The 24,721-nt window shown below is 50.8% G+C and carries 27 protein-coding genes, 1 tRNA gene and 1 other RNA gene; 15 read left to right on the top strand and 14 right to left on the bottom strand.

Annotation, left to right across the window (positions count from 1 at the left end):
• Positions 1-24 precede the first annotated feature (24 nt).
• Complete coding sequence (gene rplM, locus J9260_RS13190) at positions 25-453, top strand: 50S ribosomal protein L13 (RefSeq protein WP_210218192.1); 429 nt, start codon at positions 25-27, stop codon at positions 451-453.
• 13 nt (positions 454-466) lie between these two features.
• Positions 467-859: a 30S ribosomal protein S9 gene (rpsI, locus tag J9260_RS13185; RefSeq protein WP_210218191.1), complete on the top strand. Its 393-nt coding sequence runs from the start codon at positions 467-469 to the stop codon at positions 857-859.
• 176 nt (positions 860-1,035) lie between these two features.
• On the opposite strand, the gene J9260_RS13180 is transcribed toward rpsI, so the two are convergent.
• Positions 1,036-1,111: transfer RNA gene (locus J9260_RS13180), tRNA-Thr, on the bottom strand.
• 165 nt (positions 1,112-1,276) lie between these two features.
• Here J9260_RS13180 and J9260_RS13175 point away from each other — a divergent pair.
• Entirely contained in the window at positions 1,277-3,187 is a 1,911-nt protein-coding gene (locus tag J9260_RS13175; RefSeq protein WP_210218190.1) for a PHA/PHB synthase family protein, read from the top strand.
• Positions 3,188-3,254: 67 nt separating this feature from the next.
• On the opposite strand, the gene J9260_RS13170 is transcribed toward J9260_RS13175, so the two are convergent.
• Entirely contained in the window at positions 3,255-4,025 is a 771-nt protein-coding gene (locus tag J9260_RS13170) for an RNA methyltransferase (protein WP_246499451.1), read from the bottom strand.
• 84 nt (positions 4,026-4,109) lie between these two features.
• Here J9260_RS13170 and J9260_RS13165 point away from each other — a divergent pair, with 84 nt between their 5' ends.
• Positions 4,110-5,627, top strand: a complete 1,518-nt coding sequence (locus J9260_RS13165; protein ID WP_210218189.1) for an alanine/glycine:cation symporter family protein — start codon at positions 4,110-4,112, stop codon at positions 5,625-5,627.
• Between the two features lie 34 nt (positions 5,628-5,661).
• Here J9260_RS13165 and crcB read toward each other — a convergent pair whose 3' ends face one another.
• From crcB to J9260_RS13150, 3 genes are all read right to left on the bottom strand, one after another.
• Complete coding sequence (gene crcB, locus J9260_RS13160; RefSeq protein WP_210218188.1) at positions 5,662-6,045, bottom strand: fluoride efflux transporter CrcB; 384 nt, start codon at positions 6,043-6,045, stop codon at positions 5,662-5,664.
• A 42-nt stretch (positions 6,046-6,087) separates the two neighbouring features.
• Positions 6,088-6,480 carry a hypothetical protein gene (locus J9260_RS13155; protein WP_210218187.1) on the bottom strand — a complete coding sequence of 131 codons (393 nt, stop codon included), beginning with the start codon at positions 6,478-6,480 and terminating at the stop codon, positions 6,088-6,090.
• Between the two features lie 78 nt (positions 6,481-6,558).
• On the bottom strand, positions 6,559-7,728 hold the full coding sequence (locus J9260_RS13150) for a PilT/PilU family type 4a pilus ATPase (protein ID WP_210218186.1): 1,170 nt from the start codon (positions 7,726-7,728) through the stop codon (positions 6,559-6,561).
• A gap of 107 nt (positions 7,729-7,835) precedes the next feature.
• On the opposite strand from J9260_RS13150, the gene J9260_RS13145 reads away from it, so the two are divergent.
• The 4 genes from J9260_RS13145 (at position 7,836) to J9260_RS13130 (ending at position 11,277) form a co-directional block, all read left to right on the top strand.
• The gene (locus tag J9260_RS13145; RefSeq protein ID WP_210218185.1) at positions 7,836-8,681 is read left to right on the top strand and encodes an XAC2610-related protein; all 846 of its coding nucleotides are present in this window, start codon (positions 7,836-7,838) and stop codon (positions 8,679-8,681) included.
• 3 nt (positions 8,682-8,684) lie between these two features.
• The gene (gene rsuA, locus J9260_RS13140; RefSeq protein WP_210218184.1) at positions 8,685-9,365 is read left to right on the top strand and encodes a 16S rRNA pseudouridine(516) synthase RsuA; all 681 of its coding nucleotides are present in this window, start codon (positions 8,685-8,687) and stop codon (positions 9,363-9,365) included.
• 179 nt (positions 9,366-9,544) lie between these two features.
• On the top strand, positions 9,545-10,558 hold the full coding sequence (locus tag J9260_RS13135; RefSeq protein ID WP_210218183.1) for a porin: 1,014 nt from the start codon (positions 9,545-9,547) through the stop codon (positions 10,556-10,558).
• 227 nt (positions 10,559-10,785) lie between these two features.
• The gene (locus J9260_RS13130) at positions 10,786-11,277 is read left to right on the top strand and encodes a hypothetical protein (protein ID WP_210218182.1); all 492 of its coding nucleotides are present in this window, start codon (positions 10,786-10,788) and stop codon (positions 11,275-11,277) included.
• A 31-nt stretch (positions 11,278-11,308) separates the two neighbouring features.
• Here J9260_RS13130 and J9260_RS13125 read toward each other — a convergent pair whose 3' ends face one another.
• From J9260_RS13125 to plsY, 3 genes are read right to left on the bottom strand one after another with little or no spacing between them, the layout of a single operon-like run.
• On the bottom strand, positions 11,309-12,742 hold the full coding sequence (locus J9260_RS13125) for a C1 family peptidase (protein ID WP_210218181.1): 1,434 nt from the start codon (positions 12,740-12,742) through the stop codon (positions 11,309-11,311).
• A gap of 15 nt (positions 12,743-12,757) precedes the next feature.
• Positions 12,758-13,876, bottom strand: a complete 1,119-nt coding sequence (asd, locus tag J9260_RS13120) for an aspartate-semialdehyde dehydrogenase (protein ID WP_210218180.1) — start codon at positions 13,874-13,876, stop codon at positions 12,758-12,760.
• A gap of 50 nt (positions 13,877-13,926) precedes the next feature.
• Positions 13,927-14,517, bottom strand: a complete 591-nt coding sequence (gene plsY / locus J9260_RS13115) for a glycerol-3-phosphate 1-O-acyltransferase PlsY (RefSeq protein ID WP_210218179.1) — start codon at positions 14,515-14,517, stop codon at positions 13,927-13,929.
• A gap of 32 nt (positions 14,518-14,549) precedes the next feature.
• Between plsY and bioH the strand changes: the two genes are divergently transcribed.
• Genes bioH through J9260_RS13100 form a run of 3 tightly spaced genes read left to right on the top strand, consistent with a single transcriptional unit; the run spans position 14,550 to position 16,580 of the window.
• Positions 14,550-15,308, top strand: coding sequence for a pimeloyl-ACP methyl ester esterase BioH (gene bioH / locus J9260_RS13110; protein ID WP_210218178.1), 759 nt, complete (start codon positions 14,550-14,552; stop codon positions 15,306-15,308).
• Complete coding sequence (bioC, locus tag J9260_RS13105; protein ID WP_210218177.1) at positions 15,298-16,167, top strand: malonyl-ACP O-methyltransferase BioC; 870 nt, start codon at positions 15,298-15,300, stop codon at positions 16,165-16,167. Before bioH ends, bioC begins: the two co-directional genes overlap by 11 nt.
• Positions 16,167-16,580 (top strand): sirohydrochlorin chelatase, encoded by a 414-nt coding sequence (locus J9260_RS13100; protein ID WP_210218176.1) that lies wholly within the window; start codon positions 16,167-16,169, stop codon positions 16,578-16,580. Before bioC ends, J9260_RS13100 begins: the two co-directional genes overlap by 1 nt.
• Here the strand turns inward: J9260_RS13100 and J9260_RS13095 are convergent.
• The 4 genes from J9260_RS13095 to zapB all read right to left on the bottom strand — a co-directional run bounded on the left by J9260_RS13095 (position 16,570) and on the right by zapB (position 17,948).
• Positions 16,570-17,052 carry a DsrE family protein gene (locus J9260_RS13095; protein WP_210218175.1) on the bottom strand — a complete coding sequence of 161 codons (483 nt, stop codon included), beginning with the start codon at positions 17,050-17,052 and terminating at the stop codon, positions 16,570-16,572. The two genes, J9260_RS13100 and J9260_RS13095, sit on opposite strands and share 11 nt — an antisense overlap.
• Positions 17,053-17,157: 105 nt before the next feature.
• Positions 17,158-17,337, bottom strand: a non-coding RNA gene (gene ssrS / locus J9260_RS13090) — 6S RNA.
• 52 nt (positions 17,338-17,389) lie between these two features.
• On the bottom strand, positions 17,390-17,749 hold the full coding sequence (locus J9260_RS13085; RefSeq protein ID WP_320373592.1) for a cell division protein ZapA: 360 nt from the start codon (positions 17,747-17,749) through the stop codon (positions 17,390-17,392).
• Entirely contained in the window at positions 17,718-17,948 is a 231-nt protein-coding gene (gene zapB / locus J9260_RS13080; protein WP_210218174.1) for a cell division protein ZapB, read from the bottom strand. The genes J9260_RS13085 and zapB overlap by 32 nt, the downstream gene beginning before the upstream one ends.
• Before the next feature lie 72 nt (positions 17,949-18,020).
• Here zapB and J9260_RS13075 point away from each other — a divergent pair, with 72 nt between their 5' ends.
• Positions 18,021-18,575, top strand: coding sequence for a UPF0149 family protein (locus tag J9260_RS13075; RefSeq protein ID WP_210218173.1), 555 nt, complete (start codon positions 18,021-18,023; stop codon positions 18,573-18,575).
• A 9-nt stretch (positions 18,576-18,584) separates the two neighbouring features.
• A complete protein-coding gene (gene pepP, locus J9260_RS13070; RefSeq protein ID WP_210218172.1) occupies positions 18,585-19,934 on the top strand; it encodes a Xaa-Pro aminopeptidase in 1,350 nt (449 codons plus the stop codon).
• Positions 19,935-19,983: 49 nt separating this feature from the next.
• Here pepP and J9260_RS13065 read toward each other — a convergent pair whose 3' ends face one another.
• The gene (locus J9260_RS13065) at positions 19,984-21,267 is read right to left on the bottom strand and encodes an ATP-binding protein (RefSeq protein ID WP_246499446.1); all 1,284 of its coding nucleotides are present in this window, start codon (positions 21,265-21,267) and stop codon (positions 19,984-19,986) included.
• Positions 21,268-21,349: 82 nt separating this feature from the next.
• Between J9260_RS13065 and ubiH the strand changes: the two genes are divergently transcribed.
• A complete protein-coding gene (ubiH, locus tag J9260_RS13060) occupies positions 21,350-22,564 on the top strand; it encodes a 2-octaprenyl-6-methoxyphenyl hydroxylase (RefSeq protein WP_210218171.1) in 1,215 nt (404 codons plus the stop codon).
• Positions 22,564-23,166 (top strand): 2OG-Fe(II) oxygenase, encoded by a 603-nt coding sequence (locus tag J9260_RS13055; RefSeq protein ID WP_246499444.1) that lies wholly within the window; start codon positions 22,564-22,566, stop codon positions 23,164-23,166. Before ubiH ends, J9260_RS13055 begins: the two co-directional genes overlap by 1 nt.
• On the opposite strand, the gene J9260_RS13050 is transcribed toward J9260_RS13055, so the two are convergent.
• A complete protein-coding gene (locus J9260_RS13050) occupies positions 23,163-24,674 on the bottom strand; it encodes an FMN-binding glutamate synthase family protein (protein WP_210218170.1) in 1,512 nt (503 codons plus the stop codon). The genes J9260_RS13055 and J9260_RS13050 overlap by 4 nt on opposite strands.
• Between the last annotated feature and the right edge of the window lie 47 nt (positions 24,675-24,721).

Here is a 24,721-nt window from a genome sequence, read left to right as displayed (position 1 = left end):
CAGAATTGAAGTGGATAGAGTAAGATGAAAACATTCAGTGCAAAGCCGGCCGAGGTCAAACGCGACTGGTACGTCGTTGATGCCCAAGGCAAGCCGCTGGGCCGCCTGGCTACCGAAGTTGCCCGGCGTTTGCGTGGCAAGCACAAGCCAGAGTACACCCCTCACGTTGATACCGGTGACTACATCGTAATTATCAATGCCGATAAGGTTGCAGTCACTGGCAATAAAGCAAAAGATAAAGTTTATTACCATCACACCGGTTATATCGGTAACATGCGGGCGTTCACATTTGAAAAAATGCAGCAACGTGCTCCGGGTCGTGTTATTGAATTAGCGGTCAAAGGCATGTTGCCTAAGAACCCACTGGGTCGCGCTATGTATCGTAAATTGAAAGTTTACGCTGGCACTGAGCATAACCACCAAGCACAGCAGCCACAGGCGCTGGAATTCTAAGGGTAGAAAGATAATGGCTGAAACACAATACTATGGTACTGGTCGCCGCAAATCCTCAAGTGCTCGCGTTTTCCTGCGTGCCGGTAGCGGTAACATTGTCGTTAACGGCAAACCACTGAATCAATTTTTCGGGCGTGAAACTGGCAGCATGATCGTGCGTCAGCCGTTACACCTCGTGAATATGGTTGAAAAGTTTGACGCTTACATTACGGTTGAAGGCGGCGGTATTACAGGTCAGGCGGGTGCTATCCGTTTGGGCATCGCTCGCGCACTGTTGAAGTACGACGAAACCCTGCGTGGCAATTTGAAAGCTGAAGGCTTCCTCACTCGCGATGCACGTGAAGTTGAACGTAAGAAAGTCGGCTTGCATAAAGCACGTCGCGCGACGCAGTTCTCTAAACGTTAATCACGTTTTCGATCTGTCGATACGAAAAAGCCGCACAGGGCAACTTGTGCGGCTTTTTTCGTTCTGGGGTGTTTTGCTGTCCGTTTTGAGAGCTTGATGTTTTTTAGACATAAAAAAAGCCCAAGTGGTTAAACTTGAGCTTTTTTATTACTTCAGGCTATTGCTAAAGTAAGAATTGGTGCCGGCAATCGGATTCGAACTGATGACCTACTGATTACAAGTCAGTTGCTCTACCAACTGAGCTATGCCGGCTAAGAGAGGCGAATTCTATACAAAGGTTTTTTTCTTGGCAAGTATTTTCCGTTAATCAGTCGATGAACGGTGTTGGAATTTTTTATCTTTAGGATTTCCGTTCTCGCTTGCTTTGTGTCATAAAGACGTGATTACCAAAACTACTTCCCACCAAAGGAGATAATGATGCCGGATAACGCACAAGCGAATGATCCCCAAGCAGGAATCAATACCTTAGGGTTTGCCTCTGTTGCCAAGGAAATGCAGGAAAACTTCAAGCAAGTTGAAGAAATCATGGCAGGTTTCAGCAAAGCGCATGAAGGGATGCAGCTCGATCCCTTTAATCTGAAACAGGCTTACAGTGCTTGGATGGAGGCCGTTACCCAAAACCCCGAAAAGCTCATTGAAACCAATATGGCTTTCTGGCAAAAGTCGATGGAACTGACCCAGCAAGCCATGCAAAGCTTCATGAGTGGTCAACCGGCTGCCAAGGTATTTGAAACCCCTAAATCTGACCGCCGTTTCAGCCATGAAGACTGGGAAAATAAACCTGCATTTGATGTGATCAAACAGACGTACCTGCTGGTTTCTGACTGGACACGCAAAGTCGTTGCCTCCGCTGAAGGCTTGGATGACCACACCGCCGAGCGCGTCAAGTTTTTTACCGAACGCAGTCTCGATGCAATGTCGCCGACCAATTTCGCTCTGACCAATCCGGCAGTGTTGGAAAAAATCCGCAATACCAAGGGCGCGAATCTGGTACACGGTCTGAAAAACATGCTGGAAGATTTGGAAGCAGGCAACGGGCAATTGCGGATTCGCATGACCGATACCAAAGCCTTCAAGCTAGGTGAAAACGTCGCCGTTACCCCCGGTAAAGTCGTGTTCCAGAACAAGATGTTCCAGTTGATCCAGTACACGCCCAGCACTGAAAAAGTCCTGAAACGCCCGCTGTTGATCGTACCACCCTGGATTAACAAGTTTTACATTCTGGACTTGCAGCCGAAAAACTCCATGCTCAAATGGCTGGTGGATCAAGGGCACACTGTCTACGTGATGTCGTGGGTCAACCCCGATGAGACCTATGTGGATACTGGCTTTGAAGACTACATTCACGCAGTTGTCAACGCGATGGATGCAGTGCAATACGATAGCGGCGAATCTGAGCTCAACATGATTGGCTACTGCATCGGCGGCACATTGCTATCGTCCACTTTGGCTTACCTGAAACACCAAGGCGATACTCGCGTTAAGAGTGCCACTTTCTTCACCACCATGCTGGATTTCTCAGAACCGGGTGAATTAGGCGTGTTCATTGACGAGGCCCAAATCAGTACTCTCGAAGCGCAAATGCAGGAACAGGGTTACATGGATGGCAGCACCATGTCAGGCGCGTTCAATCTGTTGCGGGCGAATGATTTGATTTGGTCGTTCTACGTCAATAACTACTTGTTGGGTAATGACCCGCGTCCGTTTGACTTGCTGTACTGGAATTCGGATTCAACCCGGATGCCGGTGAAAATGCACTCTTGGTATCTGCGTAACCTCTACAAAGACAACAAACTGTGCCAACCCAAAGCCCTGAGTGTGGATGGTGTGGAATTGGATTTAGGCACGATTGACGTACCTGCGTGCTTCATTTCCACCATCGAAGACCACATTGCACCTTGGAAATCTACCTATTCCGGTGCGCGGTTGTTTGGCGGCGATGTGCGCTTTATTCTGGGTGGTTCCGGGCATATTGCCGGTATCGTGAACCCACCTGCTGCCAATAAGTACAACTACCGCGTCAGTAACGAACTGCCGGAAAGTGCTGATACATGGTTAGCCAACACGCAAGTGAATGCAGGTTCTTGGTGGCCGGAATGGGATGGTTGGGTACGTGCACTGGCTAACAATGAACAGGTTGATGCACGTCAACCGGGGGCTGGCAAACTCGCAGCGATTGAGAATGCGCCGGGTACTTACGTCAAATGCCGTTTGGGTGAACCGACACCGGTACTTGAACCGACAGTGCTGCCGGATTCGGCCTCGTCGTCACCTATCACGCCTCAGCCCCTTCTCCCTAAAAAAGCGAAAGGAAGTAAGAAAAAATAACTGCTTAGCCCCTCTCTCGCTTCACGGGAGAGGGGGTGGGGTGAGAGGGTTTTCGGCACACTCTGGCTTAATCGCGGGCTTGAAATTTGCGCCCCGCAAACGCCGCCAACATGCCCCGCAAAATATTCAGCTCACTGACCGTTACTTCAGCTCTTCCAAACAGTCGTCGCATCCGCCGCATCAACAAGCGCGGGTTTTCAGGGTCGAGGAAACGGGTTTCAATCATCGACTGTTCCAAATGCGTGTAAAAGCTTTCCATCGCTTGTGAGGGTGCGAGTGCTTCATCTGCGTCAATAACGCCAAGTGAGGGCGTAGGCGAGGAGAGGCGCATGGCGGTAGCGCATTCGTAGGCTAATACTTGGATCGCCATCGCAATATTTAACGACAGAAAATCAAACGCCATCGGGATATGCACCAAGGTGTTGCAGTGATCAAGTTCTTCGTTAGTTAAGCCGGTGCGTTCGCGTCCAAACACCAGTGCGATGGGCTGTGTGACTAAGCGTTCGGCAATAAATTCACCACATTCACGGGCATCCATCTGCGGCCATTGCAGAGTACGTTCGGAACGCGCACTCGCGCCGATAACAATCTGACAGTCGGTTAACGCATCCGGCAATGTCGGTACGATTTTTGCTTGTTCCACAATGTCATTTGCACCTGAAGCCAATGCCCATGTTTCTTGTGAATAGGGTTTGCGTGGTGTCACTAGGCGTAAATCTTTAATACCCATCGTTTTCATGGCGCGTGCCGCTGAGCCGATATTGCCGGGGTGTGAGGTTTCGACCATGACAATGCGCAGATTTTGTAAAGCAGTGTAGGGCACGGGTGGTTCATCCATTCAAGGTTTCGTAAGGTAAGCATTATGCTATAGTCTTTGAGTCAATATGACTAATAAATGAATCGGTTGGAGAGGAGTTTACGAATGCGAAAAATATGTTTACAGCCCACGATGTTGGCAATGCTTTTGACCTTAATACCGGGTTTGGCACGAGCGGAAGAAAGCGGTCTTGATGCTATGTTCGGTACACTGAATGGTTGGTTATCGACCGTTATCTTTTTCGATGTGTTTCCCGGTGAAGCATCCATGCCGTTTATCGTGGCCTGGTTGATTGTAGGTGCGGTATTTTTGACGGTGCGCTTTAGTTTTGTGAATTTGCGGATGATGGGACACGCGCTGGCGGTGTTACGTGGCAAATACAAAACGGCGGATGATAAAGGCGAAGTAACTTCGTTTCAGGCGTTGACGACGGCTTTATCTGCTACCGTGGGGCTGGGGAATATTGCGGGGGTTGCGATTGCGATTTCCATTGGTGGCCCCGGTGCAACGTTTTGGATGATTCTTGCCGGTTTCTTGGGGATGACTACCAAGTTTACCGAGGCAACTTTAGCGCAAATGTACCGCGAAGTGCGTCCTGACGGGCGTTTAATGGGTGGTGCGATGGAATACCTGTCGAAAGGTTTTGCTGAAAAAGGCATGGCTGGTATGGGTAAATTCTTGGCAGTAATGTTTGCGGTATTCACCATTTTTGGCTCATTTGGCGCGGGCAGTGCCTTCCAAGTTAGTCAGTCATTGGGTGCGGTTAAAGATCAGATTCCATTTTTTGCGGAAATGCCGATTGCTTACGGGATTTTGATGGCAGTGTTGACCGGTTTGGTCATTATCGGTGGCTTGCGTCGCATTGCGATGGCAGCAGAGGCGATTGTGCCAACGATGGTCATTATTTACTTGGGTGCGTGTTTCTGGATTATCCTGAGTAATATCGGTGGCGTGCCGGATGCCTTGAGTAAGATCGTGGTTGAAGCATTTTCACCGATTGCCGTGGTTGGCGGGATCGTCGGGGCAATCGTGCAAGGTTTCAAACGCGCGGCGTTTTCCAGTGAGGCTGGTTTGGGTTCAGCGGCGATTGTGCATTCCACTGCATCGGTGAAATACCCCGTGCGTCAGGGCATGGTGGCGTTGTATGAGCCATTTATTGATACCGTGGTGATTTGTACGACAACGGCATTGGTGATTATTTTGACCGGCGTTTATAACTCGCCGGACACTGAAAGCATTCGTGCAGCGAAAGAAGGCGCGGCGTTGACTGCGGTGGCGTTCAGAACCGTGGCGGATTGGTTCCCGATGATTCTTACCTTGTCGGTGTTCCTGTTTGCTTACAGTACCATGATTTCTTGGTCGTACTACGGGGAGCGTTGCTGGGTGTACTTGTTCGGTGAAAAGCTTTCCATCGTTTACAAGTCCATGTTCTTGCTGTTCATTGTATTGGCATCGGTGGCAAGTGCGGCGAATATGTTGGATTTCACCGATTTGCTGGTGTTAGCAATGGCATTCCCGAACTTGATTGGTTTGTACTTGCTCAGTGGTAAAGTGCGTGGTGCGCTGGATGATTACACGGCAAAATTGAAAAGCGGTGAGTTAGATCGCGAAGCCAAGCGTTAACAAAGAACGTATTAAAAGGCGCGTGATCATAGGGTTACGCGCCTTTTAACCATTGCCAAGTCGCTATTCCCGCGAGCGTCATTAATAATGAACCCATGACGTGAATACCGATAGCACTCATGGCGACTAGCATCCGTCCTTGTTGCAGCAATGTGACAATTTCTACCGAAAACGTCGAAAAGGTGGTTAATCCGCCGCAAAACCCCGTGATGATCAGCAGCCGCCATTCGGGTGATAACCCCGGCATTTGCGCAAAATACGCTACTGCCAGCCCCACGATATAACCGCCAAGCAAATTCGCCGCCAATGTACCCACGGGTATGGCAGGGAATAGTGCATTTAATTTGAGTCCTAAACCCCAGCGCAGTACCGCCCCGCAGCCCGCACCGAAAGCAATTGCAAGAATTGGCTTAATCATGCGGCTAGTTTAAAGGACGGTACGTGCGAAAGCACCCCTGGCTTAAGGGTTAACTGCTGGTGAAGGTTCTTGTTGCGTTTCAGCCGCCGGGGGATTAAACGGTGGTGGTTCAGCGTGATCCGGTGCTTGGCGGGGTTCGTCTTTGGGTTTGAGATTGGGGGTTAAATACCCAGCTAATGCACCCATTGCCGCAGAGCCGATGGACAGTAAACCCGCTGGAATTTCCGTTGCGGTGGAGTTAACAAAAGGATAAATGACAGTGCCGAGTGCCACCGCACCTAACACCCAGACAATCGTGCGGTACACCCAGCGGTCTTCTTCGGGCGGGCGCAGTTTGCGCACTTCGTTGAGCAGGATCTTTTTTTGCAGGATGTTAAGCTTTTCATCTTGAATGACGAGCTTAAACAATTCGTTAATGTCTTTTTGGGGGCGCATTGTGGTTTCCTCGCTTGAGCAATTCTCACCATTAAGTATAGGTGAGTTGCCCAAGCGAGGGGTAAAACGGGCAATTATTTAGACGAGCGGTGCATCTTCCTCTTCCAGTTTTTTTGGCTCCAAGCTCAGGCTTGCCATGAAATCGTGCGGGTGTGTGTCATTATTGGTGTCGGTGCGTTTGGGTTGTAACCCCGCTGCAAGATTGATCTTGAGTTTGAGGTTGCTGGCGGAATCGGCATTGCGTAAGGCTTCTTCGAGGCTGATGCGCCCACCGCTGTAGAGTTTGTAAAGGTGGCTATCAAAGGTTTGCATCCCCTGTTCGGCGGACTTTTCCATGATTTCTTTAATGGCGTGAATGTCGCCTTTCATAATCAAGTCGCGGATCATTGGTGTACCGAGCAGAATTTCAATGGCTGCTACGCGCTTACCGTCGATGGTTGGAATCAGGCGTTGCGACACAAAGGCTTTAAGGTTAAGGGATAAATCCATCAGCAGTTGGTGGCGCCGCTCTTCCGGGAAGAAGTTGATAATGCGGTCAAGTGCCTGATTCGCGCTGTTGGCGTGCAGGGTGGAAAGGCACAAATGCCCAGTTTCGGCGAAGGCGAGGGCGTGTTCCATCGTCTCGCGGCTGCGGATTTCGCCAATCAGGATCACATCGGGAGCTTGGCGTAGGGTGTTTTTGAGCGCGTCTTCGTAGCTGTCGGTATCTACGCCAACTTCGCGCTGATTAACAATGGAGCGTTTATGCGGGTGAATGTATTCAATCGGGTCTTCGATGGTGATGATATGCCCATCGGCATTGCGATTGCGGTGGTCAATTAATGCAGCGAGTGAGGTGGATTTGCCCGAACCCGTGCCGCCCACGAACAAAATCAGCCCACGCTTTTCCATAATGACGTTTTTCAGAATGTCGGGTAAACCCAGTTGATCGGCATTCGGAATTTCGGTTTTGATATTACGGATCACCATTGCAATGTGGTGGCGTTGCTTGAAAATATTGACGCGAAACCGCCCAATGCCTTCTTCGCTGATCGCCAGATTCATTTCGGGTTTGTGCGCAAACTGTTGCTGTTGCTCTTTATCCATGAGCGCGTAAGCCATGTCATGCAGCAATTCGGGAGTCATTTTGATTTTGTCGAGAGCTTTCAAACTGCCCTGAAACTTTCCGGCAGGCGGCGCGTCCACGGTCAAATACAGGTCAGAACCATCGCGTGCAGCGAGGATGCGCAGGTAATCTTTCAGTACCATAAGAGGTATCCTTTATTGTTATTGATTGTCTGAATGCATTGTAGCAATAAAATCCGCGTAAGGGGATGCTATGCTAGACAGGTTAGTAATGCGATGGAGTGAGCGAGATGAAAAAGACAATGTTAGCAGCCAGCTTGTGTTTGGCGAGTGGTTTAGCGTTGGCGGAAGGCGAATTGCAGGAGCAAGCCACGTTTCCGTTTACAACAGTGGTTGCACCGTCCACCAAGGTGACGATTGAGCTGGACAAAAACACCGTGAAAGCCACCTTGCCGGGTTGGGACGAGCAGGTGTTATTTGACATTGAGCCGTTGGAAGGCGAAGAGGCAGGGCGTTACCCTGTCGCGCAAGTCGGCGATTTTAACTTCGACGAAATGCAGGATATAGCAATCCAGGACGGCATCGGTTACGGCGGAGTTAATGTGTTTTACCGCGTATTCTTGTGGGATGACAAGGCCAACAAGCTCAAAGAATTCGCAACACCTGTCAGCAATCCGGTGTTGGACGGCGAAAAACAAACGCTGGTTTCCGCGCAGCGCAGCGGCCCGTTGTGGTACAGCACCGAATTCCGCGCTGAAAAGGGTAAATTATACGCGGCGATGGATACCGAAATGATTCCCTTCGGTGACGCGGTATTGGATTACGTCGTCTTTAAAAATGCAGCGGGTAAGGTCACTGGCACGAAAATTGTCGGTGAATCTAGCGACGATCAAGCGGTTGATTACGCCAAAGCAGCTTCCGCCACAGCCACGATTCAAGTGGATAAAGCACCGTTGTACGACAAACCCGATAGCGCGGCAAAAACCAAAATGTACGTGATCAAAGGCGACAAAGTGACCTTGTTAGATTGGAAGGCGAAAGAGGGTGGTTTTGGTGAAGGCTGGTTTTTAATCCGTTATCAAGGCAAAAAAGTCATTGAAAAGTGGCTTGAAAGCAGCAGTCTGAGTCAAGGTTAACCCATGCGTTTAGATCAATTTGTCAGTCAAGCCAGCGGTATTCCCCGTTCCGAAACCCCTAAACTGATTCGGGCGGGGCGCGTAAGTGTTAATGGTGTGGCGTTGCGTAAAGCCTCCACCCACATCGACCCGACGGCGCAGGTGTTGTTCGACGCTGAGCCGTTAAGTTTACCCGGTTCGATTTACCTGATGTTGCACAAGCCCGCTGGGGTGATTAGTGCCACCGAAGACCCGTCACACCGCACCGTGCTGGATTTGATTGACCACCCGCACCGCCACACTTTGCACGTGGTGGGGCGGCTCGACAAAGACACCACGGGCTTGTTGCTGATTACCAACGACGGCGAGTGGTCACATCGGTTGATGTCGCCCAAACACCACATTCCCAAAACTTATTTGGCAAGCTTGGCAGAGCCGCTGACGCAATCCGCAGCCCAGCAATTACGCGATGGGGTGCAACTGCACGGCGAAAAACACCTGACACAGCCCGCTACTGTTGAGGTTTTACCTGAGCAACAAGTGCGGATTACGATCCACGAGGGTAAATACCATCAGGTGAAACGGATGTTCGCAGCGGTGGGTAATCGTGTGGTGGCGTTGCACCGCGAAAGCATCGGCGGGTTACAGCTTGATCCGCAGCTTGCGGAAGGGGAGTGGCGGGTGTTGGATGGATTTGTTCTGTAAGAGTTTCCATAAACCCATGTGGCATTTCTGCAACATATAGACTAAACTTTGTAGCGTATTTGCAAAAAAGCTATTGCAAGACGCTGACAAGGGATGTATAAATACACCCGTCAGATTGAACAAAAATCTCAGATTGAAACAACTTAATGAACAGGACAAACCTTAATAGGAGTCGACTCATGAAAAAATTACTCGCAATCGCAGTTGCTGCTGCACTCGTAGCCCCTGCTGCTGCTATGGCCGATACTACACTGTACGGCAAACTGCACGCTTCCGTTGGCGCAGTTAAAACTACTAACGCTGGTGGCGTTGCAAACGCAAATACATCCGTTAATGCTGTTGAAAGCCACTCTTCACGTTTCGGTATCAAAGGTGCAACTGCGCTGGATAACGGTATGGAAGCTACTTATGGTTTAGAATACGGTATTGACTTAGACGGTGAAGGTTCAGCAGGTACAGGTGTATCTTCGCGCAACACCTTCGTTGGCTTGAAAGGTAACTTCGGTGAAGTTCGTGTTGGTAAGCATGATACTCCAGCCAAGTTAGCTACCGCTGGTTTAGATAACTTTGCTGACACTTATGCAGCAATGGAAAATATTATCGCTACTGATGGACATCGCGTTAACAATGCTGTTGCGTACATCAACAAATTTGGTCCTGTCGGCTTTGCTGCTGCGCATTCTACCAATCCTGTAGGTGCTGAACCTGGTTCTAACGCCAATACAGCAATGATTAACTACAGCAATGGTCCTTGGTACGCTGCTTTAGGCAACACTTCTATCCAAAACGTAGGTAAAACTACTAACGTGGGTTTGGGTTGGAAAGCTGAAGCAGGTCACAATGTTGGTTTGGTTTACGAAGTAGCTAAAGGTGCTACTACTTCTACTGCTGGTACTGAGACTGTAGGTATTCCAGGTGGTGGTGCTAAAGACAAAAACGTTTACTTGGCTGGTGGCTACAAAATGGGTAACGTTACTCTGAAAGCTGGTTACGGTGAGAGCAAACGTAGTGGTGCTGCTCTGGGTTCTAACGGTAAAGAAAAGCAAACTACTGTTGGCGTAGATTACAGCTTGGGTAAAAAAACTGCTCTTTACCTGCTGCATAACGATGACAAAAACACTAACAAAACTGAAACAAGTGCTAACGCAACTCGCGTAAAAGCAACTGCTGTTGGTTTAGTTACTGAATTCTAATCCTGACGGATTGGTTTACAGTTAAGCGAAAAAGCTCCTTCGGGAGCTTTTTTGCGTTTGGGGATTATTCTCTCGTATCATATCGGCACGAAAAGCTACCAAATACGAACGGAGGTTGTATGAAAACCATCGAAGATAAGGAATGGCAATATATTGGTCAATATGCCCGATGAGGAGATTGATCAGCGTGATATCCTGAATACGTTTGAGAGTAAAGCAGGGTCAATATGAATAAACCCAATGCCCGCCAATGCCAACCCTGCACCGCTTGTTGCGATGGTTGGGTGCAAATGAATATCCGTGGTGCGGATGTTTACCCCGGTTGCGCTTGCCCGCACAGTACTGGGAAAGGTTGTAATGATTACGCGAATCGCCCCATTGATCCGTGCGATAACTTCAATTGTGGTTGGGTTATTCCGAGTAGCCCGCTGCCGGAGTGGATGAAGCCGCGCGATGCGAAAGTGGTGGTGTTGTTTAATAAGTTTCAGTGGCAGGGGCTGCCAGTGGATTTAGCCACACCCGTGGGTAAGCGCATTCCGCCGCGTGCATTGAATTGGTTGAAGCAATTTGCGGAGCAGCAAGGTCGTCCGCTGGTGTATTTGGAGCAGGATGGCGACGGGAAATTACGCCGCGAGCAGCAAGCGATTGCTTACGGCCCGCCAGCGTTTCAACAGGAAGTCGCGGCGAAAATGGCGCAAGGCCAGCGTTTGTGGGTGTAGTCACCTTGTTAGTGCTGGTGACTACCGCCGTTTAATCCCAACTGTAGCCGTTGTCGTTGGAGATTTTTTCGCACAGTGCTTCCAGTGCTTCTAGGAACGCTTCTTCGTCATCGGGGGTGATTTCAAAGCTGGAAAAGTCGACATACGTGCCGTTTTCATCTTCGCTTTCTTCCCATTCGTAGTTGTAATCGTCGTCAGTCGTATGTTTGGAACATAACTTGTCGATTTTCTCGACGACTTTTTCGGAATCATCGGTGTAAATATAGAAACCGGTTAAGGTTAAGGCCGCAGTTTCTTCTTCGGAATCATCCTCTTCCTCCTCATCGCTGGCTGCTTCGTCTGTTTCTTCCGTTTCTTCTTCGGAATCGTCGTAGCCTTCAACGCTGAAGTCGTAGTTTTCGTCATCTGCCCATTCATTGCAGAGTGCGTCGAGTTCTTCGAGGAAGGTGTCAGGGTCGTCAAGCGAGAGGTCAAAGTTGGTAATAATCGCGTAAGTGATGCCGTCTTCTTCGCTTTCTTCGTAGTCAAAGTAGAAGGAGTCTTCGTTTTCGTGTTGTTCGCACAATGCTTCTAAGGCAGTTGCGAATTCTTCGACGGATTCGGTAGCGACATAGAAATCAAACAGTTGGATCGAGCCTTCGGAGGCAAAATACGAGCTGTCATCTTCGGATTCGATTTCCGCGCTGAAATCCAAATCCTCAATGGCTTTGACCACCCAAGTGTCGTGCCCGTTTAATGCGTCGTGGATCACGTAGTTGTAGGGGATGTAGCAATAGCCGTTATCACCCCATTCTTGCCCCCACGAGTTACGCACAATAAACATTTTGTCTTTGTCTAAATAACCGACGCATAACATGGCGTGCCAGCCGTGTTCTTCACGCACTTGTTCGGTTTTTTTCGGAACGGGGACGCGCCCGCGATTATCAGTGGCATCGTCGAAAGAGGAAAAGGTGTTCAGGCAAAAGGCAATCGGGTAGCCTTCCGCGAGGGTGTGGCGATACAAATCCAGATCGGTTTCCACGTATTCCGCCTCGGCAATTTTGAAGTTGGCGGCGTGTTCGTAGGCTTCGCTGGCGGGTTCTTCGGTGATGTAAGTTTCGTCGTTAGGCCACAAGTTTTCGTGGCACGCACCGTATTTTTTCAGACCGTCAATCGCCGCTTGCATGGTAGTGCCGTCGTCTTGGTCTTCATCGCCGCATTCCCGGCGGGCGTTGAAGTAAATGAACAAGCGACTGACATCACCGGCTTCTCCCAAGTGGCGTTTGGCGAGGTATTCATAAGCTCCGGCGCAGGCATTGGCGACGCAGCTAAAGCCGACTTGCTCCTCAACATCGGTGAGGTGAGGGCGCAAGTCGACTTTGGGCGGTAGCGGTTTTTCACCAGATCGCCCAATACGGCGGTGTTTGGCATCAGGGGGGACTGTTCCAACGCGGCAGCCGCCGATTTTGGGTTGACGTGGTTTCATTCGCTGTTTTCCTGTTTAGCCTAAATGTGCCAAGGTAATCTTTAACATGCGGCGCACGGGTTCAGCCGCACCCCACAGCAATTGGTCGCCGACGGTGAACGCGGTGATGTATTCCGGCCCTAGGTTCATTTTGCGGATACGCCCAACCGGAACAGTCAGCGTGCCAGAAGCTTGTACTGGCGTCAGACCGTGTAATGTCGATTCCTTATCATTCGGGATGACTTTTACCCACTCATTGTGGCTGGCGATAATGCTTTCGATTTCAGCCAGTGGCAAATCTTGCTTGAGCTTGATGGTGAAACCTTGCGAATGGCAACGCATTGCGCCAATGCGCACGCACTGCCCGTCGACGGGGATGAGGTTCGCCGCCGTTTTGCCGAGGATTTTGTTGGTTTCGGCAATGCCTTTCCACTCTTCCTTGGTTTGACCGTTTTCCCACAGCTTGTCGATCCACGGGATCAAACTGCCTGCCAAGGGTGCACCGAAATTGGCGGTGGAAAGTGTGCCGTCATTCAATTTCGCGGTGACTTTGGTGTCGATGTCGAGAATCGCAGAAGCAGGGTCTGCCAGCAAATCACTGACTTCGCCGTTGAGTTCGCCCATTTGGGTGAGCAATTCGCGCATGTTTTTCGCGCCCGCACCAGAAGCGGCTTGGTAAGTCATGGAGGTGATCCATTCGACTAAACCTTTTTCAAACAAGCCGCCCAAGGCCATCAGCATCAGGGAAACGGTGCAGTTGCCGCCGATGTAATTCTTGATACCGCTTTGCAAGCCCGCGTCGATGACGTTGCGGTTTACCGGGTCGAGTACGATGATTGCGTCATCAGCCATGCGCAGGGTGGAGGCCGCGTCAATCCAGTAGCCATTCCAGCGGGCGCGAAGTGGGGCGTAAACCGCATTGGTGTAATCGCCGCCTTGGCAGGAGAGGATAATATCCATTTCCGCCAGCTTGTCGATATTCATTGCATCTTCCAGCGATTTCGCGCCCATGCCTACGTCAGGGCCGGGTTTGCCGGACTGTGAAGTGGTGAAAAATACTGGCTCAAAGCCCTGAAAATCGTTTTCCGCACGCATCCGTTCCATCAGTACCGAACCGACCATACCGCGCCAACCGACAAAACCTACCTTTAACATCACAAACTCCGTCATTAAATCAAGGGGGGATTTTAGCACTGCGAGAATCCTTAATCCCCCTTAATTTTATCTTCCGAACCATCCAGCAGTTTTTGGATATTCGAGCGATGCCGCCAGAAAATCAGCACGGCAATCACCCCGACACCGAGGGTAAGTTGAGCGTGACCGGTAATCATCCAAAAATACAGCGGTGACAGCGCAGTGGCGATTAATGCCGCCAGTGAGGAAATTTTAAAGCCCTTCGCCATGACTAACCAAGTGGCGACAAACGCTAAACCGCCCCACAGATTCACGCCCAAGAATACCCCGATTGCGGTAGCAACACCTTTGCCGCCTTTAAAGCCGTAAAACACCGGGTATAAATGCCCTAAAAATGCAGCAATACCAATCAGGATCAGCCATGTATAATCCTCAATCCCGAATACGAAACGCGCCAGCACTACCGGAATGACACCTTTTAAGCCATCACCGAGCAGGGTAATCGCTGCGGCTTTTTTACCGCCGAACCGCAGCACATTGGTAGCACCAGGGTTATTCGAGCCTTGGGTGCGCGGATCGGGTAAACCCATGAGCTTACAGGTGACAATGGCGGTGGCAATCGAGCCAAGTAGGTAAGCGAAAAGAATCAGCAAGTAAGGCATGGTGCGTCCTTAAGTTAGGTGAGTTTTATAGTGTGAAGGCATTGTATACCAACATTCAAGGTCAAGGCAGACCCCTCGTTCTCCTCCACGGTTGGGGAATGAATAGCCGCGTCTGGCAACCCGTGATACCCGCGCTGGTGCAACGAGCGCAGGTGATTGCGGTCGATTTACCGGGGCATGGGCTTAGCCGTGATGTGCCAATGGAATCGTTGCAGCAAACGCTGGCGCAACTGACTCCGTACATCCCTGAGAATGCCATTATCATGGGCTGGTCATTGGGCGGTTTGCTGGCGCAGGCTTTGGCTCATGCGTTGTCGGAGCGTGTCGCCGGTTTGATTTTGGTGGCAACTACCCCGAAATTTGTGGCGGATGAAACCTGGCAACCCGCTCTAGCAGTGGAGGTATTAGCAGCCTTTGCCCAACAGTTACAAACGGACTATCAAGCAACGGTAAAGCGTTTTTTCGCGCTGCAATTTCTGGGCATTAGAACCGATACCCGCAGTGTGAATGCGTTGCGCGATAGCATTATGGAACACCCCGCGACGATGCAGGCGTTAGCAGCAGGGTTGGAGTTATTACGCACCTTGGATTTTTCGCAGCAGCCAGTAACCCAGCCGACGCAATGGGTATTGGGGCGGCTGGATAAGTTGATTCCCGCGAGTTTGGCTGACACCCTGCCTGCATTGGGGTATAAGCATGTGGCGTTATTGCCGCAGGCAGCGCACGTACCTTTTGTGACCCACACGGAGCTTTTCATGGAACAGATCGGGGCATTTCTGGATGCATACTAAAGCTACCGCATCCCCTTATTTATTGGATCGGCATAAAACCCGCCTTGGGTTTGAACGCGCCGCGCACACTTACGATGCCAATGCGGTATTGCAACGCGAAATCGGTCATCGCCTCACTGAACGTTTGGATTTGCTGAAAATGCAGCCTGAAACGGTGCTGGATTTGGGGTGCGGCACGGGTGCAATCAGCGAACATTTGCTCAAGCGTTACAAAAAAGCGCGGGTTATCGGGTTGGATCTGGCGTTAAACATGGTGCGTAAAACCCGTGAACGCGGCGGCTGGTTTCGCAAACCGCATGGTATTTGTGCCGATGTGGCGCGATTACCGTTGCGGGCGCAATCCGTGGATATGGTCGTGTCCAATTTAATGCTGCAATGGTGTAATGATTTGCCCGCTGTATTCGGGGAATTGGTGAACGTGCTGAAGCCTGACGGGGTGTTGTTGTTTGCTACTTTTGGCCCGGATACTTTGAAGGAGTTGCGGGCGAGTTGGAGCAAGGTGGATGGCTTTACCCACGCCAGCCGTTTTGCGGATATGCACGATGTTGGCGACGCGCTGTTACAGGCGGGGTTTCGTGATCCGGTGATGGATCAAGAAACGATTACCCTAACTTATTCTGAAGTGCGTGGTTTATTGCGGGATTTGAAAGGCATCGGTGCGAATAATGCCACCCAGGGGCGCAATCAGGGGTTGACGGGGAAGGCGCGTTTACAGGCTTTTTTGCAGGCTTACGAATGCTTTCGTTGGGAGAATGGTTTATACCCTGCGACTTACGAGGTGGTGTATGGTCACGCTTGGGCTCCGCGTTTGTTGCCGAGTCCGTTACCTGAAAAATTTATCCCCATAAGGAAGTTGTAATGCAGGCATTGTTAATCGTGGCGCACGGGAGTCGCCGGGTCGAGTCGAATGAGGAAATTCGTGCGTTAGCGGTACAAGTGGCACAACAATCAGCGCAAACCTATAGCATCGTGGGCAGTGCGTTTTTGGAATTGGCCGAGCCGTCGATTCCCGATGGGATTCAGCAATGCATTGATCAGGGGGCGCAAACGGTGACGGTGATGCCGTTTTTCCTATCAGCGGGACGGCATGTGGTGACGGATGTACCGGCGTTGGTGCGTGAAAAGCAGCAAGAACACCCGCACATTCAGATTCGTATGGCTCCGTATTTAGGGGTTTCGCAATTAATGCCGCAATTGATTGCCCAGTCAGCCGCCAGTGCGTGTGCTTGCACTGGCGACCACTGTACTTATCCGGCGTGTATTACGGGCTGAGATAACTCCAGCCTTGTTCTTGGCGGTCAATAATCCGCGCAATACCTGCCGCAGTTTCTTCGACCCCATCTAGCAAGGCGGGGCGTTTGCCATCCCTAGCTTCAATGGTATCCAGCGTATTACCGCAGGCGGTGAAAGTGACGTTTTGCATCATTAGGCTTTCCACACGTTTGATAAAAGCACTCTTCTCTGTTACTAGCCAAATACCGGGGCCGTAGGCGACTACTTCCATTTCAATATTGTCCATCCCGTAATATTTTTGCAGGTTGACGATATTGGAAAGAATGTGGTCTTGGATGTCCTCTTCCCGTTGGTTGACTTGAATCACAAGCCGGTGTGCTTGCTCTTCCGTTGCGGCTGGTTTCGCACTATCCGCTGCTGGTGCTGGGGTTTCTGCGTAAGCCAGCGGTAAGCAGACGCACATAACCGACACTGCCAAAATATTGGCAGACAAAAAGTTTCTTAATTTCATCGTTTAGTTTCCTCCTAGACGTTCAGACTATAGCAAGGAGGAGGGGGTGGGCGTTTGAGAAAAAGCAAAATAGTTTTAAATAGGCAGGAAAAACAAGAAAGTGGGACACACTCCAAAAAGTCGTGGAAGACTTCGACCTTGAACCAGTGGTTCAAGTGGGTGCAGCGAATGGTCTTCAGGCTTACCGTCTAGCGGTCATGCACACCAGCCAATTACAGCTACTCCCGGGGTAAGAAATTAGGCTCAAGGATAATACCCGTCTCCTCACGATTTCCCCAGAGGTGTCCTTGGATTCATACTATTACATTTTGGGAGGCGTGGGAAGCGTGATAAATGCTTAAAGCTTATGCTTTTCCAACAGGCTGTCGATGCGCTGCTGAAGCTGTTGCAGCTTTTCGAGGGTGTCAGCATCGTTGGCTTGCGTGGTGGCGGAGCCTTGGCGATTGCAATGCATGAGTTCGTGGGCAAGATTGAGTGCAACCATAACCGCAATCCGGTCAGTACCGAGTACTTTACCGGAGTCGCGCACCTTACGCATTTCGCGGTCAACACGGCGCGATGAAGCAATCAGTGCGTCTTGTTCGCCTTCGGGGCAGGCGACCACGTAATCTTTGTCAAGGATGCGCACGGTGACTGGTTTGATGTATTTTTCCATGACTTTAAGTTTACCCGTGCGCTTGATTTTTGAGGCGGTCAATCATGGCTTCCAGTTGGCTGCCTGCTTTATCATTGCGTTGTTGCAATTCGTTGCATTCTTGCACGAGCACTTTTTCGCGTTTTTTTAATTCACTGTTTTCTGAAGACAGTTTTTCAACCAAATCCAGCAGACGCTGGACGCGCCCTTCGATGGAGGTCAGTTGCTCTTTCACGCTAATGTCGGGGGTTTGTGCATTCATGCTAATAATGGTAGTAAAGAGTGCCAAAGGTGGTCAATGATATGATGCAGGTTTTATAGGGAGAATACCGTTTTGAATGATGAATTACCCAATTACGTGGAAATGGAACGCGCGTTAGGGCGGGTGGATGTTGATTATTCCGGCGCGGAGGTGCATGGCATCTGTTGCGGGATGTTAGCGGTTAATCAAGCGATTGATCAGCAGGCGTGGTTAGCACAAGTGGTGGAAGGCGCATCGCAGGATTTTCTGGTGCAAGAAACTCGTAAGTTGTTGCAACGATTGTGGGCAGCAACCCGTCAGCAATTAAACGCGCCGGAGATGGAATTTGCGTTGTTCTTACCCGAAGACGATGATCTCGCCGCGCAAGTTGAGGCGATGCAGGATTGGTGTCAGGGTTTTGGGTTTGGTTTGGCAGCGGCAGGTATAAAGGATATGCAGGTGTTGCCGACGGATTCGCGTGAATGGGCGGAAGACGTGGTGCGTATCGGCAGTGCGGGCGAGCTGGATCTGGATGACGCGGAAGCATCAGAAGATGCTTTGGCGGAAATCATTGAGTATTTACGTGTCGGGGTGCTGATGATGACCGAAGAAATGCAGCCGTTGAAAGCGGCTCCACGGGTACATTGAGGAAGTCGTATGAATAATAAACCTGTTATCCCCAAGGAAGAATTTGCGGCTCGCCGTCGCCGTTTGTTGGAGCGTTTGGGGCAAGATGCGATTGCGGTAGTGCCGTCCGGTGGTTTGAAGGTGCGCAATCGGGATGCGGAATACCCGTTCCGCCAGGATAGTGATTTTCACTATTTGACAGGTTTCAATGAGCCGGAAGCGGTGGCGGTGTTTGTGCCGGGGCGGGAAGCGGGTGAATACGTGCTGTTTTGCCGCGAGAAAGATGAAGTGGCGGAACGTTGGTCAGGATTGCGTGCCGGGACGGAAGGTGTGAAGCATTTGCACGGCGCGGATGATGCGCACCCGATCTGTGACCTCGACAAACTGATGCCGCAACTGCTTATCGGACGTGATCAGGTGCATTACGATCTTGGTGCGAATGCCGACTTCGACCAGCGTATGTTGGGCTGGATCAACCACTTGCGGGCGAAAGCGCGTGCCGGTATCCGTGCCCCGCACGTGATCGTGATGCTGGATCGTATTCTGCATGAGATGCGCTTGTTCAAGTCAGCCGCAGAAATTGCTGTCATGCGTCATGCCGCACAGGTTTCCGCCCGTGCTCATACCCGCGCCATGCAGGTCTGCCAACCGGGTAAATACGAGTACGAAATCGAAGCCGAATTTCTGTATGAATTTCGCCGTGAACGGATGGAGCCTGCCTATACCACCATCATCGGAGGTGGTAAAAATGCCTGCATCCTGCATTACATCGAGAACAATGACGAACTGCGTGACGGCGACCTGCTGCTGATTGATGCGGGTGCGGAATACGAATGCTACGCCGCTGACATTACCCGCACCTTCCCGGTCAATGGCAAATTCAGCCCGGAACAACGTGCTCTGTACCAATTGGTTTTAGATGCGCAAAAGGCTGCTATAGATCAAGCCCGCCCCGGTAAAACATGGGATGATCCGCACCAAGCGGCGGTAAAAGTGCTGGCACAAGGCTTGCTGGATTTAGGCATTTTAAGCGGCACGTTGGAAGAGGCATTGCAAAAACCCGAAGTCGTGGACGGCGAAGCGGCAAAAGAAGAGCCTTACCGCCAGTTTTATATGCACAAAACCGGGCATTGGCTGGGGATGGATGTGCATGACGTGGGCGATTACAAAATCGGCGATGCGTGGCGCACGCTGGAACCGGGAATGGTGCTGACGGTGGAACCGGGGCTGTATATTTCCCCGGCAGATAACGTTGACCCCAAATGGTGGAATATCGGCATCCGTATTGAAGATGATGTGCTGATTACGGTTGATGGCAACGAGGTGCTGACCCGTGATGTGGTGAAAGAGATTGATGCTATTGAGGCGTTAATGGCTTAATAATTACGCAATTTGCATTAAGATGGACTATTTTGATGCAAATTTTGTATTAAAGTGGACTATCTTGGCGCAATAGCCAAGTTGCTACTGTATTCACTGGTAACTCATCGGTGTGACTGAGTGGGTCGGCAACGAGGATCAACCCCGGTTTATGCAGTTGTGCCCCGAAGTGTTCGAGTGCATGAATTTCACGCTGGCGGGTTTTCGCGTCTTCCAGCGAGTAGCTCACCTGATATAGGGTTTGCCCGTCGAAAAAGTCCACTTCGTAAGTATCACGCACATAACTCAGGTTGAGAGCGCGGCGGTTGAGTTCGATAAACACCATATTTTCTAATGCCTGCCCCAGGTTGCGGGTGGGTTTGGTGGCGGTTTGCAGAAAACCGTTGTCGAGCGCGTAAAGCTTTTTTTGCGATTTGATACGTTCTTTGGGTTTGTGATGGAAACGTTCAAGGCGTTTGACCAAGAAAGTTTCCTCGAAATAATCCAAATAGTCGCGCAAAGTTTTGTCGCTAATGCCGAACGTTTGGCTCAAGGTGGTGTAATTGATTTCGCGAGTAGCATTCGTCATTAGGTAAAAAAACAGGCGTTCCAGCGTGGCGGCATTGCGTATCTGGTGGCGTGGCACAATATCTTGGTACAGGATGTTTTGCGCGTAACTGAGTAAAATCGCTTGACGGATAGCGGGCGTAGGTGCGGTAAAAACTTCAAAGAATCCGCCCCATTGCAGGTAGTTGTCGAAGGCTTGCAGGATGGCGATGCGCTGTTGGGTGCGGCTAAGTTCGTCTTGGTGGGGTATTTCCAGATAGCGTAAATATTCGCTGAAAGAAAATGTATCCAGATGAATGTTTAAGCTGCGTCCACTCAACAAGGTATTGAGGTCGTTCGACAGCAGTGATGAGTTTGAGCCAGTCAGGATAAATTTGATATTTCCCGTTTCGTATTTGCTTTTGACAAAGACTTGCCAGTTCTGGAAAAACTGTACTTCATCCAAAAACACATAAACCTTGCCCTGTGGGTTGGCGAGTTGTAAATAGGTGTCGTACAGTGTGTTTAGGTAGGCTGCATTGTGGCGATACTCGATAAACCACGGTTGTTCCAGATTGAGGAACAGAATGTTGGTGGGATGTATGCCTTGCTCCAGCAAATGTTGGATGCCTTGCTTGGCGAGTACACTTTTTCCGCAGCGACGGATGCCACTGATGGTGATAATTTGGCGCAAGGGCAGGTAATCTATCAAGGTTGACAGCCGTTCACGCGGTACAGCCGTATAGTGTTCCCCCTGCCAATGCGGGTTTTGTTCGGTGAGAATGGCCTTGATGGTTTCTGTAGTCATGGAAAGAAGCCTGATATTCAGAAGTATACTTCCTAATATTAGGTATTTTTAGCGAAATAGCAAACACAAGACGGGAGTTCCCATGTTTGATGTCCTAATCGTCGGTGGTGGTATGGTGGGCGCAAGCCTTGCGGTCGCGCTGAAACCGTTGAATCTGAAAGTGGGGCTGATCGAAGCCTATGACTTCGGCGTGGCGGAACAGCCGAGTTACGACGACCGTTCCATCGCGCTATCTTACGGTTCGAGCCGCATTTATCAGGGCATGGGCATTTGGAACACCTTGCAAGCAGGGGTGGAAAATATTCAGCATATCCATGTTTCTGATCGTGGGCATTTCGGCGCGACACGTTTGGAGGCTACGCAGGAAAATGTGCCAGCGTTAGGTTATGTGGTGGAAAGTCGGGTACTGGGTAAGTTGTTGTACGACGAGTTGAACAGCAGCGATATTGAGCAATTTGTGCCTGCGAAAGTGTTTGGATTGGAACAGTCGGCGGATTGCGTGCATGTCAATATTGAGCGCAATGGCATTGCGGATACGTTGCAAACCCGCTTGCTGGTGGTGTCCGATGGCACGAATTCCAGTGTGCGCGATATGCTGGGGATTGGGGTAACGCGCAGCGAATACCACCAGACCGCGTTGATTGCGAACGTGACGACGGCTGAACCGCACCGCAATACAGCTTATGAACGCTTTACTGCGAATGGCCCGTTGGCGTTATTGCCGTTGACGCAGGGGCGTTATTCTTTGGTGTGGACGCATCGCGATGAAGCGGTGGAAGCTACGATGCAGCTTGACGATGCGGCGTTTTTGAGTAAATTGCAGGCGGAATTTGGTTATCGGCAAGGCGTGTTTACCAAAGTGGGGCAGCGTGCGACTTACCCGTTAGTGTTGCAAAAATCGGTGCAGGAAGTGGAGGGGCGTGCAGTAGTGATTGGTAATTCCTCACATGCCTTGCATCCGGTGGCGGGGCAGGGTTTGAATCTGGGCTTGCGTGATGTCGCTACCTTGGCGGATTTACTGGCAACGGCGGCACGCGAAGGCACAGATGCGGGTGCGGCGACGTTGTTGGCAGATTACGAGCAACGGCGCAAACCGGATTATGCCAAGGTGTTACGTTACACCGATTCATTGGTGCGGGTGTTTTCTAACGATTGGGGATTGTTGGGTCATGCGCGGGCGGGTGGTTTGCTGGCGGTGGATCGTATTCCGGCGTTACGTCAGTGGATTTCACGCCAAAGCATGGGGTTAAATTATCGGCAGGCACGTTTGTCGCGAGGTTTGGGATTACGGGTTTGATGGAAACAATAGCGGAAACCTTGGCTGAGGTCGGCTGGGTAATTTTGCCTGATTTTATGCCGCTGGCGCAGGTGCGTGAATTGCGTGCGCAAGCTCAAGCGCAGTGGGAAGCGGGGCAGTTTCATGCGGCGGGTATCGGGCGCGGTCAGGAACTCAATGTGAATGAGGCGGTGCGCAGCGATCAGGTGCAATGGCTGGAACAGGCTGAGTCTGGGGTGTTAGCTGATTACCAAGCACAGATTGAAAGCTTGCGCGGTAACTTAAACCGGATGTTGTATTTGGGGCTGTTTGAGTTTGAGGGGCACTTTGCGGTGTACCCGCCGGGGGCGTTTTACCGGCGACATCTGGATAATTTTCGTGGTACGTCAGCACGGATTATTACCGCGATTTTGTATCTTAATGAAGATTGGCAAGATGCGGATTGTGGGCAGTTACGTTTTTATACCGATACCACCGACGGTGGCGATTACGTCGATATTTTCCCGCGTGCGGGGCAGTTGGTGTTGTTTCGTAGTGCTAAATTTTGGCATGAAGTATTGCCAGCCCGTCGTGAACGTTTCAGTTTGACAGGCTGGCTGCGTACCCGTGGGGATGGGATTTAAGCATTATCTTCCGGTTTGCCGCTGCGTTTGGGGTAGGGGAACAGATGATCCAGTGGCACGATTTTCCCGTCGGGTTGCACAATGCGGCAATGTTGGCGGCGTAAATCACGCGGCTCAGGTACGCCACACGAATGCGCTAAAGTGCTGACTTCATGCACTAAATTGTGGTGGTAATGCGCTACTCGCGTGGCTTTGTCGGCTACTACCAAGCCTTTTTGCAGTTTGGGGTCGTGAGTGGTAATGCCGGTCGGACAGGTGTTTTTGTTGCACTGCATCGCCTGAATACAGCCCAGCGCGAACATAAAGCCGCGCCCGTTATTGATGAAATCTGCACCAGCGCACAATGCCCATGCGACTTGCGACGGATTGAGTAATTTCCCCGCCGCGATAATACGAATCCGCTCGCGTAACCCAAATTTGTAGAGCATATCCACTACGGTTGGCAACGATTCCTGAATCGGCAGCCCGACGTAATCCATTAAACTCATCGGTGCAGCACCCGTGCCGCCGTCCGCACTATCGAGGGTGATGAAGTCGGGGGCGGATTCAATCCCACGCCGGTTGATTTCGTGAAACAATTTTTCCAGCCAGCCATAACCACCGATAACCGCCTTGAAGCCGACGGGTTTCCCAGTCACGTCGCGGATGCGCTTGAGCATATCCAGCAAGTCTTGCTCGTCGTTAATTTCCGGGTGACGGTTGGGGCTGATGGAGGCTTGATGCACCGGAATGCCACGAATTTGGGCGATTTCCGCGCTGACTTTTTCTGCCGGTAAAATGCCGCCTTTGCCCGGTTTCGCGCCTTGGCTGAGTTTCAGCTCAAACATTTTGACTTGGGGAATTGCGGCTACTTCGCGCAGTTTTTCATCGCTAAGGTTGCCTGCTAAATCGCGTACTCCGTATTTCGCCGTCCCGATTTGGAACACCACATCGCAACCGCCGACTAAGTGCGCTTCTGCTAAACCCCCTTCGCCGGTATTTAGCCAGCAGCCCGCTTGCGCCGCGCCGCGTGATAATGCACTGATTGCAGGGTTGGAAAGTGCCCCATAACTCATGGCGGAAATATTAAAAAATGACGGTGCATCGTAAGGTTCGCGGCAATAAGGCCCGATGCGGCGCGGTTGGGTTTCGGCAATGTCAGTATCCAATACCGGGTAGGCGCAGTTAACGAAAATTGTCGTACCAGGGGCGTTCAAGTTAATGCTCGAACCAAACGCCACGGTGTTGTCGATGTTTTTTGCCGCCCGGTAAACCCACGAACGTTGCGCCCGGTTGAACGGCATTTCCTCACGATCCATCGCAAAAAAGTATTGGCGTAAAAACTCGCCCAAATGTTCCAGCCAGTAGCGGAAATGCCCGATAACCGGATAATTGCGCAAAATCGCACTTTTGGTTTGTCTGATGTCATGCAGGTACACGCCAACGCTGAACAGGATCAATGCGCCGACCGCAAAGATGAACAGAGCGGCTAAAAATTCCAGCAATGTGAAGAAAATACTGCCATCCATCGGTTGTTCTCCGGTTATTGTTTTGATCAGGTGGAACTATACAACAT

It is taken from the genome of Thiothrix unzii (assembly GCF_017901175.1).
In the GTDB taxonomy this organism is placed as follows: domain Bacteria; phylum Pseudomonadota; class Gammaproteobacteria; order Thiotrichales; family Thiotrichaceae; genus Thiothrix; species Thiothrix unzii.
The sequence above is the reverse complement of the archived record's forward strand: the minus strand, read 5'-3'. Positions and strand labels throughout refer to the sequence as shown.

Coding starts and splice junctions, on each gene's coding strand:
- crcB (WP_210218188.1), bottom strand. CDS start 6,045: ATGATTAAGCCAATTCTTGCAATTGCTTTCGGTGCGGGCTGCGGGGCG.
- rpsI (WP_210218191.1), top strand. CDS start 467: ATGGCTGAAACACAATACTATGGTACTGGTCGCCGCAAATCCTCAAGT.
- plsY (WP_210218179.1), bottom strand. CDS start 14,517: ATGCCTTACTTGCTGATTCTTTTCGCTTACCTACTTGGCTCGATTGCC.
- J9260_RS13050 (WP_210218170.1), bottom strand. CDS start 24,674: ATGGATGGCAGTATTTTCTTCACATTGCTGGAATTTTTAGCCGCTCTG.
- rsuA (WP_210218184.1), top strand. CDS start 8,685: ATGCGTTTAGATCAATTTGTCAGTCAAGCCAGCGGTATTCCCCGTTCC.
- J9260_RS13150 (WP_210218186.1), bottom strand. CDS start 7,728: ATGGTACTGAAAGATTACCTGCGCATCCTCGCTGCACGCGATGGTTCT.
- J9260_RS13165 (WP_210218189.1), top strand. CDS start 4,110: ATGCGAAAAATATGTTTACAGCCCACGATGTTGGCAATGCTTTTGACC.
- J9260_RS13130 (WP_210218182.1), top strand. CDS start 10,786: ATGAATAAACCCAATGCCCGCCAATGCCAACCCTGCACCGCTTGTTGC.
- rplM (WP_210218192.1), top strand. CDS start 25: ATGAAAACATTCAGTGCAAAGCCGGCCGAGGTCAAACGCGACTGGTAC.
- bioC (WP_210218177.1), top strand. CDS start 15,298: ATGCATACTAAAGCTACCGCATCCCCTTATTTATTGGATCGGCATAAA.
- pepP (WP_210218172.1), top strand. CDS start 18,585: ATGAATAATAAACCTGTTATCCCCAAGGAAGAATTTGCGGCTCGCCGT.
- J9260_RS13170 (WP_246499451.1), bottom strand. CDS start 4,025: ATGGATGAACCACCCGTGCCCTACACTGCTTTACAAAATCTGCGCATT.
- asd (WP_210218180.1), bottom strand. CDS start 13,876: ATGTTAAAGGTAGGTTTTGTCGGTTGGCGCGGTATGGTCGGTTCGGTA.
- J9260_RS13100 (WP_210218176.1), top strand. CDS start 16,167: ATGCAGGCATTGTTAATCGTGGCGCACGGGAGTCGCCGGGTCGAGTCG.
- ubiH (WP_210218171.1), top strand. CDS start 21,350: ATGTTTGATGTCCTAATCGTCGGTGGTGGTATGGTGGGCGCAAGCCTT.
- J9260_RS13055 (WP_246499444.1), top strand. CDS start 22,564: ATGGAAACAATAGCGGAAACCTTGGCTGAGGTCGGCTGGGTAATTTTG.
- zapB (WP_210218174.1), bottom strand. CDS start 17,948: ATGAATGCACAAACCCCCGACATTAGCGTGAAAGAGCAACTGACCTCC.
- J9260_RS13125 (WP_210218181.1), bottom strand. CDS start 12,742: ATGAAACCACGTCAACCCAAAATCGGCGGCTGCCGCGTTGGAACAGTC.
- J9260_RS13145 (WP_210218185.1), top strand. CDS start 7,836: ATGAAAAAGACAATGTTAGCAGCCAGCTTGTGTTTGGCGAGTGGTTTA.
- J9260_RS13175 (WP_210218190.1), top strand. CDS start 1,277: ATGCCGGATAACGCACAAGCGAATGATCCCCAAGCAGGAATCAATACC.
- J9260_RS13155 (WP_210218187.1), bottom strand. CDS start 6,480: ATGCGCCCCCAAAAAGACATTAACGAATTGTTTAAGCTCGTCATTCAA.
- J9260_RS13095 (WP_210218175.1), bottom strand. CDS start 17,052: ATGAAATTAAGAAACTTTTTGTCTGCCAATATTTTGGCAGTGTCGGTT.
- J9260_RS13065 (WP_246499446.1), bottom strand. CDS start 21,267: ATGACTACAGAAACCATCAAGGCCATTCTCACCGAACAAAACCCGCAT.
- J9260_RS13135 (WP_210218183.1), top strand. CDS start 9,545: ATGAAAAAATTACTCGCAATCGCAGTTGCTGCTGCACTCGTAGCCCCT.